Here is a 13,655-nt window from a genome sequence, read left to right on the forward strand (position 1 = left end):
AAATATAATAATTTAATTAATGTTTATATAATATTTTCCTTATTTTATATTTATAGCTTTTAATAAAATATAAAATTTGGTTATATATATTTAGTTAATAAAATAGATTAATCGTTAATTCTAATTTAACAGTCTATATAAATATATAGAGAGATGTTGCCCGATCATGTAACTTGGCTAAGTTAGTAACTGTAGAATAATTTAAAAATATCGTGTTGCGAAAGTCACCTTTGTTTTGATAATTCATCTATTAAAAAGCCTGATATGTCTTTGAAATACATACTGGACTTTTTTATTACGTTCATGAAACTTTAGAAAATAGTGGTATCTTCTTCTTAAGATATTCTAATAAATACAACTAAATCAATATGTTATATACAAAAACCAACAAAAACACTTGGATTTATATGTGAAAAATTATGGTATAAATCACGCTTCGAAATTTGCCTAATAACTATAAATTTCGACTACTACAAAAACTTTTTAATTATAAGGAGCAACTCATCATGGCTAATGGATTTCCAGGCGGAAACTTTAGAATCGTTAACAAAGAAACAGGTGCATGTATCGCAGGCGCATACGGTGGACAAACCCATGGCTTACAAGATGCGGTAACTGCACGTGGTGAAACGGGTCAGTTAGCCTATTCTCATACAAATGACCGACTCTTTACGGTACATGACAAGGTTAAAAACATAGACGAAGAGCTTTGGTATTTTGACAGCCAAGACTATCGCAGTGGTCGAGAAAATAAGCTTTATAACAAAGTTAAAGATATCCGTTCTAGTTGGGTGCTCGGTGCTCATGTTGAAACAGATGCGATTGCATATAAATTATTTGATAAAGACTTAGAGCATTTCCTTAGTCTTTTACCAAAGCAAGATGAAGAAACAATCGCCCACTTAAAAACCAGTGATTGTCTTGATATTGTTCATTTATTACAGACATTTATTTATAGTAACGGCGAAGAAACGATTAAATCGGAACTTGTTGGTAAACTTGATGAGACTAAGCTGAACGAATATTTAAATGCCGTACTCGCTCATGAGTCAATTCGTCGCATCGAACAAAAGTTCTATGAATATGCTGCCTCTCCTTGGCTCTTTTTAGATATTCCTGAACTTAAAGGTTTGTCTGAAAATCCTTTCGCTCAGCAGAATGAACAAATCTATAAGATCATTCTTGCCTCTGCACAATTAGATGTCTTGGATCAAAAAGATTGGACTACAAGATCAGAGTTCCGATTGCATTTACGCCATGACAATATCGATGCTCTACTCAAAAATATGAAGAAAGAGAGCATGGCGGACCTTCATGGAAAAGCATATAAAGAATATGAAAATACTCAAGACCTAAAAAAAGAAGCCGTAAAAGTCCTTCTAGAGCTTAGAAAAGCACTAGATTTACATACGAATGAAAAAAATATGGATACGGTCAAAAAGATTTTAAAAGTCAGCTTAAAATCAAATGAGTCTTTTGAACAATTGCAAACAGCGTTAAACAGTACCAATGGTAAAGAAATAAAACCAGTGAATTGGCATAGTGGCAATGTTTTCTTGCAAGGTGCGGGTCGCCAGTACCAAACTAACTGGGCATTTGAAGATGGTTATATCTTTGTAGAAGGCCAACCAGATGCGGTACTAACGCATCTCTGGGGTTCATCTGTAGGTATTAGTCAACGATCTAATGACCCAAAACAGCGCTGGGAATTGAAATAAGCTTAATTTGAGCTAGAACATACGATGGTAAGAGAAAGCTCTCTTACCATCCTTATAAAATTTATATTGCGATATCTTTTACTGGTAAATGCTTACCTAACAAAGAAAAACTAACATCCGCAACTTCCAACGGATCTGAACTGGTCCAAATAATATGATTCCCCTCATTTGGACTTTCAGAACTTAAATGATATTGATTGAGCTGCCGAATTAATTGCGCTGTTACAGCTTCCGAAGGCTCAATAATTTGAATATCACGGCCTACAATTTCCTGAATCGTATCTGAAACAAACGGATAGTGGGTACATCCTAAAATAATCGTATCGACTTTTTGTTCGACCAACGGCGCCAAAATATTTTTTAAATAATCTTTAACTTCCGCTGTATGTGCTTTACCCGTTTCAATTTTTTCGGCTAAGCCAATACACGGCACTAAAGAGACTTTGATATCTTGTGCGTAAGTTTCAATTAAGCTTTTTAAGTTTTTGCCCTTCACCGTGGTTGCTGTTGCCAAAACAGCAATATGCTTGCTTTGTGTGATGGCTACAGCAGGTTTTACCGCTGGTTCTATGGCAATAAGTGGAACACTAATTTGTGCTCTAATCGTTTCAATCGCTACAGCCGTCATGGTGTTACAAGCAACCACAATTGCTTTGCACTTCCCGTCATTTATAAGATTTGAGATTAAGTGAGTGGTTCGTGAAACAATCCAGTCACTATCTTTGTCGCCATAAGGAACATGTTTCGAGTCAGCAAAATAAATAATATCTTCATTCGGAAGCGCCTGCCGAATATGCTTAAAGAGAGACAACCCGCCTAAACCAGAGTCAATCATTCCAATCGGGTTATTCTTCTGGTTCATTATTTTTCCAATTTAAAATTCTAAAAGAAACTATATTTTTCATTATTATATTATGTTTTCTATCGGTTTTTAAATCAGGCCCAATGAGGACCTGACCTAAATTTCGAATTTTATTTTAAGCTGCCGCTTTTTGTTCCTTTATCCAATTTTTAATACGTGCATCCAATATATTTAAAGGCAATGTTCCTGCATTTAAGATCATGTCATGGAACGCTTTGATATCAAAACGGTCTCCAAGCTCATGTTTCGCGAGCTCCCGTAGCTCTAAAATTTTGAGTTGGCCCATCTTGTAAGCTAATGCTTGTGCAGGAATAGCAATATAGCGGTCTGTCTCTGCCTGAATATCTGGTTCATCTAAAGCTGAGTGTTCACGCATAAAATCAATCATTTGCTGACGGGTCCACTTTTTATAATGTACACCTGTGTCAACCACTAGACGACAAGCACGGAACAACTCACTCGATAGTCTTCCATAGTCTGAAAGCGGGTCTTTATAGAAACCAACATCTTTACCCAATTGCTCTGCGTAAAGTGCCCACCCTTCAATATAGGCGGTATGGTTGGGTTGCTTCCGGAACATCGGCAAATTTGGTAAGTTTTGGGCAATATCAATCTGCATATGGTGCCCGGGAATTGCCTCATGGTAAGCGGTCGCTTCCATTGATATTTTTGAACGTTCAGAGAAGTCGCCAGTATTTACATACACCTGTCCGGGACGTGAACCATCAGGCGTGCCTTGGTGATACTCCGCACCTGCCGCTTCTTTTTCTCGATATTGCTCTACAGGCAAAACTTCGACTTTATTTTTGGGTAATAAACCAAATAGCTTCGGTAATTCTGGTTGCATTTGGGCAATATATCCGCGATAAATCTCTAAAATTTCTTCACGAGATTTGGGGAAAACCGTAGGGTTTGTTTTTAAGGATTGTTGGAAACTTTTTAAGTCATTGAAACCTTGTGCTTTAGCAATTTTCAGCATTTCCGCTTCAATACGAGCAACTTCTTTTAACCCAAGCTGATGAATAGTTTCAGGGCTTTCCGAGGTTGTCGTATTGTTTTCTACATAAAAACGATAGAGCTCGTCACCGTTTGGCAAGCTCCATATACCCTCGTGCTGTCGTCCATAAGGTAGGTAATCTTTCTGAATAAACGTACCGAGTTTTTGATAAGCAGGGCGAACATTCTGATCTATGGCCTGTAGTATTTCACGGCTTAAACGCTCTTGTTCTGCTTTCGAAATGTTTTTTGGAAATTGTTTTAATGGAGAAGCAAACACACTGTCCTTTCCTGCTGGAGTTGCAATACTATCAACCTGCTTTGCCACTTTTTCAAGTAAATATTTCGGTGGTATCAAACCATCTTTTTGTCCTTGTTTTGCTAACTGAATACCTTGATCAAGAATAAGAGGAATTTGTTTTAAACGAGCAATATAGTCTTGATATTGTTTAGCATTGTTAAATGGAATCGAACTAATAAATCCCGGAAATTGTAAATGTAGCCCCCACATTTGATTGAAAGGCATCTCATAGAGTTTCAAATCATAACTTTTGAGTGTCTCTTTCAACTGATAAATCATTAAGTCTTTATTTAATTGATCAGTTGCTGAAAATCCTGTGCTATCAATCGCTTCAAAACGTTTTAAAAAATTTTGAGTAGTTTTTTTATCTTTCTCAATCTGATTTTTTGAAACCTCGGTCCATCGATCGTTGTAGCGTAAATCTCCTAAAGTCGTTGCAGTTTCAGGATTATTTTTCAAAGTATATTCCCACTGTTCTTGTAAAAGCTGGTTTAAAGCGCTCACCCGAACAGAGACATTACTATTTGGTTTAGATTGTGATTTTTCGATGGTATTTGTATTTATTTCGGGGCTTGCAGCATCAGAAGAATGAGACATCCAAAATAAAACACTGATACAAGCAAAATGTAAGGTTCTGTTTTTCATTTAATTATCCAGAAATATTTAACAAAGTTTAAAATATAGACAAAACAAATTACGTGCCAAGCAGCATATAAAATGGTGTAAAAATCGAGTATTTTTTAACTCAATGATTTTATAAATTAATTTTCTTTTTAATTAAATTATTTATAGTTGCTATCTTTATTCCGAATCTGACTTTAATTTACCAGAAAGTCAAAAAAAGAGCACATGAGCGATCTCAGTGCACTTTTTTATTTCTACATTAAAAATTGTTTCTCAAGAAAACAAATATTGATAAACAATATACGCAGCCAGTTTTGCTGTTCTATTGTCTAAATCAAATTTTGGATTGCACTCGGCAATATCTAAAAGTTTGATTTTTCCAGTCTCTTGAATATGCTTAAAAATTGCTTCAAAAGTAGCTAAATCAATTCCTTTTACAGCAGGTGCACTGACTCCCGGTGCAACCGCAGCCGTGAATACATCTAAATCAATCGTAACGTACAAACAGTCGACTTTTTCAATAAAAGCATCAACCGCTGCAAGCACGTTGTTTAGGTTAAAAATATTAACCTCATGATCGCGTAAATATGAACAATTTAGAGCATCGGCTGTATCAAACAAAACTTTAGTATTGGCATGGTTGGCAACCCCAATACATAAATAATTAAATTGTTTTTGATGTTGTTCTGAAAGCCTTGCTGCTTGTAAAAAAGGTGTTCCAGAGGTGGCATGCTCTGCTTCACGCAAATCAAAATGGGCATCGAAATTAATAATGCCTATTTTTTTATCTGGCGCGTGGGCTTGTACATATTGAAACAAACCGCTAAAGCTGCCAAATGCAACTTCATGTCCACCACCAAGTACAATCGGTTTTAAACCATTTTGTAGGCTAGTTGCGACTTGCTCCGCCAACTCAGTTTGGGCTTGCTCTAAATTGTCATATTCGCAGGTCACTGTACCCAAATCGACAATACTGACTGGACGATGAATAGGTAAATTGGCAAGCTGATTACGGATTGCATCTGGCGCATCGGCAGCACCGACTCGACCTTTATTACGTTTCACGCCTTCATCCGAGCTAAAACCAATCAACGCAAATTCAGCATGTTGGGTTTTATTCATAATATGGTGAATACGTTGGTGTGCTTCACCCTCGCCATCATGGCGACCTTGCCATTTAAATGTGTGATTCATGTGACACCGTTTAAAAAATAACTTCTTGTCCATGCTGAACGACTCGCTTAGGCAAATCTCCGCCCAGCCAGTAAACAATTTCAGATGGATGCTCAATATCCCAAGCGACAAAGTCAGCGACTTTACCCTGCTCCAAACTACCGTGCGTTTGCTCTAAACCGAGTGCTTGTGCGGCATGAATGGTGACACCAGCCAATGCCTGCTCTGGTGTTAAGCGGAATAGCGTACTGCCCATATTCAGCATTAAACGTAAAGAAAGTGCTGGAGATGTGCCCGGATTTAAATCACTCGATAGCGCAATACGCACGCCATGTTTAATGAGGCTTTCAATCGGTGGATATTGTGTTTCACGTAATAGATAAAAGGCGCCCGGTAGTAACACAGCAACCGTACCCGACTCTGCCATTGCTTTGACATCATCTTCGGTCATGTACTCTAAATGGTCAGCCGACAAAGCATGATAACGTGCTGCCAAACTTGAGCCACCTAGCGATGAGAGCTGTTCAGCATGCAGCTTAACGGGTAAACCCAATGATTGTGCCGTTTTAAAAACACGCTCAACCTGAGCTGGTGAAAAGGCTAAATGCTCGCAGAACGCATCAACTGCATCGACTAAGCCTTCAGCATGCAGTTTAGGCAGCATTTCTGTACAGATATGCTCAATATAAGCATCGCTTTGATCTTTGTACTCTGGCGGTAAAGCATGAGCAGCCAAGCAAGTGCTTTTAACCGTCATCGGTAATTTTTCACCAATTTGACGGATCACACGCAGCATTTTGCGTTCATTTTCATAGTTGAGTCCGTAACCAGACTTAATCTCGATGGTAGTTACACCATCTTGTTGCATGCAACGAATACGCTTAAGGGCTGATTTCAGTAATTGTTCTTCGCTGGCTTCACGCGTTGCACGTACAGTACTAGCAATACCACCACCGCTTGCTGCAATTTCAGCATAACTTACACCTTGCAAGCGTTTTTCAAACTCAACGCTACGGTTGCCACCAAATACACTATGCGTATGGCAGTCGATAAACCCTGGGGTCACCCAAGCGCCGTTTAAATCAACTGTTTCGGAATATGTGTCGGTAGGAAGTTGTTGTTGTTTTCCAATCCATTGAATGAGATGCCCTTCTGTGACAATTGCAGCATCTTCAATGTAGGAGTATTGCCCATTTTGCATGGTCGCAATGTGGCAATTCTGCCAAAGTTTTTTCATGAGCCTTTCCTCAAAACTGCCCAATAGTGAAACCATTGGGCAGTTCATTTGTTAGCTTTCTATCTCAACATTTTGCTGGATAGGATTACTTTCCTTTCCCAAGTTTTGCTGTGGTTTTACCCATATGCGATAAGCAATAGTTAAGAGTGCAAGCCATGCTATTCCGACATAAATTGCAGGACGTGAATCAGGGAAATAACCCATCATGACTAAAATGAACACCATAAAACCAATCGCGAACGCAGGTGCAACTGGCCAACCCCATACAGGGAAATCAAGTGCCTTAATTTCAGCAGTAGATAATTTACGGCGCATCGCAACTTGCGAAAGCAAAATCATGAGCCATACCCAAACCGTTGCAAAAGTGGCAATTGATGCAATGATCATGAATACATTTTCAGGAATTAGGTAGTTCAACACCACACCAATTAACAGCACACCAGCCATAACCACAACAGTCATCCAAGGCACACCATTACGCGATAACTTTTGGAAAATTCGAGGTGCTTGACCACGATTTGCCATACCATAAAGCATACGGCCAGCGCCAAATACATCACTATTAATTGCTGAAATCGCAGCAGTCACCACCACAATATTTAGAATATTCGCGGCAGATTTAATGCCTAAATTTTCAAAAATTTGTACAAATGGGCTACCTTGGCTACCAATTTGATTCCATGGGAAAATCGACATCAAAACAAAAATGGTCAGTACATAGAAAAGTAAAATACGTACTGGAACAGCATTAATTGCTTTTGGCAAAGTTGTTTTCGGGTCTTGTGATTCGCCAGCAGTTAAACCGATAATTTCGATACCACCGAAAGCAAATACAACCACAGATAAACATGCAACTAGGCCTGCAATGCCATGCGGCATAAAGCCATCATAAATCCATAAGTTCGAAATACCCGGTACCACACTGCTATGGTCAGCATGGAAGCCATAGAACATTAAGCCTATTCCGCCTAAAATCATGGCAACAATAGCACTGACTTTAATGATGGAAAGCCAGAATTCGAGTTCACCAAAGACTTTAACGTGAATTAGGTTAATGGCACCCAAGAACATAATCAGAGATAAAATCCAGATCCACCGTGGTACATCGGGATACCAGAATCCCATATAAATACCAAAAGCGGTGACATCGGCAATCGCGACAATCACCATTTCAAAAACATACGTCCAACCCGTAGTGAAACCTGCCAGTGGACTGATGTATTGTGATGCATAGTGGCTAAATGAACCGGATACTGGGTTATGGACAGCCATTTCACCCAGTGCGCGCATAACGATATAAATTGCAATCCCTGCAACGATATACGCGAGTAAAACTGAAGGCCCCGCCATTTTAATAGCAGTTGCCGAACCATAGAAAAGCCCAGTTCCAATTGCTGAGCCCAATGCCAAGAAACGAATATGGCGGGTGTTCAATCCCCGCTGTAGTGTGGAGTTTTGTGACATTATAATCTCCAATCCTTGAGGAAATTTAGTTAGATTCGGCCACTCCATGTGACCGTTTTATCAATCACACTTCAGATAAACTAGGGAGTAGTTTTGGAATAAGTAACTTGTTTAAACAGCCACTCGAAAGTAATTCACTTGCTTGTTCAATATCAGGAGCAAAGAAACGGTCTTCACTGTAGTAAGGAACTTGATCGCGCAAGATTTTACGAGCTTGTTCAAGTTTAGGCGAGCTTTTTAAGCCTTCACGGAAGTCTAGACCCTGACAAGCGCCTAACCATTCGACAGCTAAAATGCCACGGACGTTATCAGCCATTGGCCAAAGACGTTTACCTGCATTCGGAGCCATTGATACATGGTCTTCCTGATTCGCTGAAGTTGGCAAACTATCAACACTCGCTGGATGTGCAAGTGCTTTGTTATCACTCGCAAGAGCTGCTGCTGTCACTTGAGCAATCATGAAACCTGAATTAACACCACCATTTGCAACCAAGAACGGTGGAAGCTGTGACATGTGGCGGTCCATCATCATCGAAATACGACGTTCTGAAAGTGAACCAATTTCTGCGATTGCCAATGCTAAGTTATCTGCTGCCATTGCTACAGGTTCTGCATGGAAGTTACCACCAGAAATCACATCACCTTGTTCTGCAAAAACAAGTGGATTATCAGATACAGCATTTGCTTCAATTTCTAAAACTTCAGCAGCCTGACGGATTTGGGTTAGACATGCACCCATCACCTGTGGTTGGCAACGTAAAGAATACGGATCTTGAACTTTGCTACAGTCTTCGTGTGAATGTGCAATTTCACTCGAATCTGTCAATAAATCGCGATAAGCCGCAGCAACATCAATTTGACCACGTTGACCACGTACTTCATGAATACGAGCATCAAACGGTGAGCGTGAACCCAGCATTGCTTCAACACTTAAGCCACCACAAACTGTCGCAGCAGCAAATAAATCTTCAGCTTCAAACAAGCCACGTAAAGCATAAGCGGTCGAAACTTGTGTACCATTTAGAAGTGCCAAGCCTTCTTTAGCAGCTAAAGAAATTGGCTCTAAACCTGCAATTTTTAAAGCTTCAACTGCTGGTAACCATTCACCTTTGTAGCGAGCTTTACTTTCACCAAGTAAAATCAAAGACATGTGTGCAAGTGGTGCCAAGTCACCTGAAGCGCCTACTGAACCTTTAAGAGGAATGTGCGGATAAACTTCAGCATTAATTAAAGCCAACAAAGCATCAATCACTTTACGGCGAATACCTGAGAAGCCACGTGCCAAGCTATTTGCTTTCAATAGAATAATTAAACGAACCATTGCATCATCAAGTGCTTCACCTACACCTGCCGCATGCGAAAGAACTAACGAACGCTGTAATTGTTCTAAATCTTCAGGAGCAATCTTGGTTGAAGCAAGTAAACCAAAACCTGTGTTAATGCCGTAAGCTGTACGTCCTTCATTTACAATCTGTTCTACACAAGCCACGCTTGCGTTGATTGCAGCTGAAGCACTTTCATCTAATTTAACTTTAATCGGGTTGAGGTAAGCTTGACGTAAATCAGCTAAGGTTAATTTTCCCGGTTGGATCAGTAATTCCATGTTGGCTTCCTAATTTTTTGCACTATATTCTGCTGAGACAGTGCTTTTCACAATTGCAAAAAGCACCGCCAGTTCTTCCATGTATTTTTATTGCGTGATCATTGGCAAGTTTAAGCCTTGCTCTTTCGCACAGTTAATCGCAATTTCATAACCGGCATCGGCATGACGCATAACACCTGTTGCAGGGTCATTGGTCAGTACACGAGCAATACGTGCAGCAGCTTCATCTGTACCGTCACACACAATCACAACGCCTGAGTGTTGAGAGAAGCCCATACCTACACCGCCACCATGATGTAGAGATACCCAAGTTGCACCGCCTGCTGTATTTAACAATGCATTTAATAAAGGCCAGTCTGATACTGCATCTGAGCCGTCTTGCATTGCTTCAGTTTCACGGTTTGGACTCGCAACTGAACCTGAGTCTAAGTGGTCACGACCAATCACAACTGGAGCTGATAATTCACCACTACGTACCATTTCGTTAAATGCCAAACCAAGTTTTGCACGTAAACCTAGACCAACCCAACAAATACGCGCTGGTAAGCCTTGGAAGCTAATGCGTTCACGTGCCATGTCTAACCAGTGATGTAAATGTTCATCATCAGGAATTAACTCTTTAACTTTGGCATCTGTTTTATAAATGTCTTCTGGGTCACCAGAAAGCGCTGCCCAACGGAATGGACCAATACCACGGCAGAACAATGGACGGATATATGCAGGTACGAAGCCAGGGAAATCAAAAGCGTTTTCTACGCCTTCTTCTTTCGCCATTTGACGGATGTTATTACCATAGTCAAATGTTGGAACACCCATTTTTTGGAAATCGAGCATCGCTTGTACGTGTTTCGCCATCGACTGTTTTGCAGCTTTTACAACAGCTTCTGGTTCAGTTTTCGCACGTTCACGGTATTCATCCCAAGTCCAGCCTACTGGTAGGTAGCCATTGAGTGGATCGTGTGCACTTGTTTGGTCGGTTACCATGTCAGGACGTACACCACGGCGAACAAGCTCAGGTAAAATTTCTGCAGCATTGCCATGAAGTGCAATTGAAATGACCTTGCCTTCTTTTGTATAACGATCAATACGCGCTAAAGCATCATCTAAATCAGTTGCTTGTTCATCTACATAACGGGTACGTAAACGGAAATCGATACTTGCTTGTTGGCATTCAATGTTTAAAGAACACGCACCAGCAAGTGTTGCAGCTAAAGGCTGAGCACCACCCATACCGCCTAAACCAGCAGTAAGAACCCAACGACCGTTTAAGTCACCGTTGTAATGTTGGCGGCCTGCTTCAACGAAAGTTTCGTAAGTACCTTGCACAATACCTTGGCTACCGATGTAGATCCAAGAACCTGCTGTCATTTGACCGTACATTGCAAGTGCTTTTGCGTCTAACTCGTTAAAGTGTTCCCAGTTTGCCCAGTGCGGTACAAGGTTTGAGTTTGCAATTAAAACGCGTGGTGCATCTTTATGAGTTTTAAATACACCGACTGGTTTGCCTGATTGAACTAATAAAGTTTCATCAGTTTCAAGATTTTTTAAAGTATCTACAATTTTATCGAAACATTCCCAGTTTCGTGCTGCACGGCCAATACCACCGTATACAACCAACTCTTTCGGGTTTTCTGCAACGTCCGGATCAAGGTTATTCATCAACATACGTAATGGAGCTTCAGTTAACCAACTTTTAGCCGTCAATTCAGTGCCGCGTGGCGCACGAATTTCTACATCACGAAATTTTGTTGTCATTGTTGTCACAGGCGGACTCCTTCCTTTGAGCTTACATCAGCAGAACATCACTTGTTTCTGCATTTGTATAGTAATGTATTAACTTGTATATACATCCATATACTACACAAATATTTTACGGCGTGAAGAGGGTTACTCATATTTTTTTAAAAAAATTAAATAAGCTTATGAATTAAATTAATTTATTTTTATATTAGGCATAAAAAAAGCACATATCTTTTAAATCGACATGTGCTTTTTAAGTCGTAAATGATGTCTTTTTATCGTTGAATTAACTCAATGACATAGCAATTTTTTTCCCAATTTTTAGGGAAATGAACTGAGGTAATCGCAGTATTTTTTTCAATTTTTAGCGTCTCGTGAACAGCAATCTGAACGGAATGATCATCCACATTTACTTGTGTTTCACCACCCTGATTAAAAATAAAAATCAGATCTGCCGAACTTAAAAAGGTCTGTTCTTCTGTACCCTCTACTCTCTGAAAACGGGCATGAAATTTTGCAGGATCATAAATTAAATTTAAATCTCGAATTGCCCCGTCTACCAGTTCACTTTGAACCTGACTCTCACCATGGAAAGCAAAAATGTCGCCTTGGTTTAGCGTTTTGGCTGGAAGATCATCGACATGCAGCACCATGCCTTTCCCATCAAGCACGCTAATAATTCGCTGCTTATTGGGAAATAGCGAAAATGGCCCAGAAGTGGTTACATCAGCCATCGAAATACGCCAGTCAAAGTCGGCGTCACCTTGGCTTCGCGCAATTTCTAAAGTAAAGCCTGCACCATTTTTCCAAAGCATTTTTGTATATTGATCTGCCCTGATCAACTCAATCATGGGTTAAATTTCCCTTCGAGATAATAGCGGCTACCCGGATAAATCAGACGCGCACTTGAAATGAGTTGTTTGTTTGACCATGTACGGCGACGGATCAGTAAGCATGGTTCAGCTTTAGTAATCTTCAACCATTTACACTCTTGCGGAGAGGCTAAAACTGCCTCGACAATGTGCTCACCTTCTGAGACAGGTGCTTTTGCCATGAGGTAAGCATTTGGGGTAATGGTTTTAAAGTCTTGTTGTAAATAATCTGGAATGAGCGCTGCGTCGACTAAACGATCTTCGACCTGAACAGGTACATCATTTTCATAATGCACAATAATCGAGTGAAATAATCTTTGCCCTTCGCGAGTTTGCATTAACACGCTTTGCTCTGCATTTGCATAAATTTGTTCTAAGACTAAAACTTCAGCGTGGTGCTTATGGTTTCGTGCAATAATCTCATCGGCAATATTATTAATCTGAAAAAGTGCAGTTCGGCCTTGCCCTTCAGCAACGAAAGAACCAACGCCCTGAATTCGAACCAACAACCCTTCAGTCGTTAATTCACGAAGCGCACGGTTTACAGTCATACGGCTACAACCGAGTTGATTAACCAGTTCACTTTCCGAAGGAATTTTTTTATTAACAGCCCAAGTACCTTCATAAATTTTTTGTGAAATCAGCTGTTTTACGCGTTGATATAAAGGAACTGGACTATCAGCTTCAATCGAAAGCTCAGCATGTTCTTGTTTTGATGTTCTGGGCATAACAAATACTCAAAAAGGCGGCAGGCAAAAAGGTATTTTAGTTGACATGCTATGTATATACAACCACATACAACATGTTAATTTATGAATTAAATAGATTTTAAAAAGTTTAAAAAATAAACATAGCTCGATAAGAGCTAATTTAAAGTTTTATGTAGAGAAATTCAAATATATAAAGGCTTTATCAATATTTATTTAATAGTTATTTCTGCTATGCCTGTGCTCAATTCAAGGATGTAAAAAGTATCGTCTTTTCTGATTTACGAAATGCTGCTTAAAATTTTTATTTAAAATAACTGATCGATAGTATTCTTCTGCCACACAGTATATTAATAAA

General features: G+C 39.6%; 10 protein-coding genes. 1 reads left to right on the forward strand and 9 read right to left on the reverse strand.

What is annotated here, in order from left to right; translation table 11 throughout:
* Positions 1 to 506 precede the first annotated feature (506 nt).
* Positions 507 to 1,718, forward strand: coding sequence for a hypothetical protein (locus ACS604_RS09220; RefSeq protein ID WP_474771393.1), 1,212 nt, complete (start codon positions 507 to 509; stop codon positions 1,716 to 1,718).
* Positions 1,719 to 1,779: 61 nt separating this feature from the next.
* Here the strand turns inward: ACS604_RS09220 and murI are convergent, their stop codons facing one another.
* From murI to hutC, 9 genes are all read right to left on the reverse strand, one after another.
* The gene (murI, locus tag ACS604_RS09225) at positions 1,780 to 2,580 is read right to left on the reverse strand and encodes a glutamate racemase (RefSeq protein ID WP_474771395.1); all 801 of its coding nucleotides are present in this window, start codon (positions 2,578 to 2,580) and stop codon (positions 1,780 to 1,782) included.
* 115 nt (positions 2,581 to 2,695) lie between these two features.
* Positions 2,696 to 4,522: a DUF885 domain-containing protein gene (locus tag ACS604_RS09230; protein WP_443270560.1), complete on the reverse strand. Its 1,827-nt coding sequence runs from the start codon at positions 4,520 to 4,522 to the stop codon at positions 2,696 to 2,698.
* A gap of 252 nt (positions 4,523 to 4,774) precedes the next feature.
* Positions 4,775 to 5,695, reverse strand: coding sequence for a formimidoylglutamase (gene hutG / locus ACS604_RS09235; protein ID WP_144732467.1), 921 nt, complete (start codon positions 5,693 to 5,695; stop codon positions 4,775 to 4,777).
* Positions 5,696 to 5,705: 10 nt separating this feature from the next.
* On the reverse strand, positions 5,706 to 6,911 hold the full coding sequence (gene hutI / locus ACS604_RS09240) for an imidazolonepropionase (RefSeq protein WP_443270563.1): 1,206 nt from the start codon (positions 6,909 to 6,911) through the stop codon (positions 5,706 to 5,708).
* 51 nt (positions 6,912 to 6,962) lie between these two features.
* The gene (locus ACS604_RS09245; RefSeq protein ID WP_174740926.1) at positions 6,963 to 8,375 is read right to left on the reverse strand and encodes an amino acid permease; all 1,413 of its coding nucleotides are present in this window, start codon (positions 8,373 to 8,375) and stop codon (positions 6,963 to 6,965) included.
* 64 nt (positions 8,376 to 8,439) lie between these two features.
* Positions 8,440 to 9,978 (reverse strand): histidine ammonia-lyase, encoded by a 1,539-nt coding sequence (hutH, locus tag ACS604_RS09250; protein ID WP_107880409.1) that lies wholly within the window; start codon positions 9,976 to 9,978, stop codon positions 8,440 to 8,442.
* Between the two features lie 87 nt (positions 9,979 to 10,065).
* On the reverse strand, positions 10,066 to 11,733 hold the full coding sequence (gene hutU / locus ACS604_RS09255; protein WP_081399456.1) for a urocanate hydratase: 1,668 nt from the start codon (positions 11,731 to 11,733) through the stop codon (positions 10,066 to 10,068).
* A gap of 260 nt (positions 11,734 to 11,993) precedes the next feature.
* Positions 11,994 to 12,569, reverse strand: coding sequence for a HutD/Ves family protein (locus ACS604_RS09260; protein ID WP_474771398.1), 576 nt, complete (start codon positions 12,567 to 12,569; stop codon positions 11,994 to 11,996).
* Positions 12,566 to 13,318, reverse strand: coding sequence for a histidine utilization repressor (gene hutC, locus ACS604_RS09265; protein ID WP_004790171.1), 753 nt, complete (start codon positions 13,316 to 13,318; stop codon positions 12,566 to 12,568). Before hutC ends, ACS604_RS09260 begins: the two co-directional genes overlap by 4 nt.
* Positions 13,319 to 13,655: the final 337 nt, after the last annotated feature.

Source organism: Acinetobacter sp. Li1LvA2 (assembly GCF_056156705.1).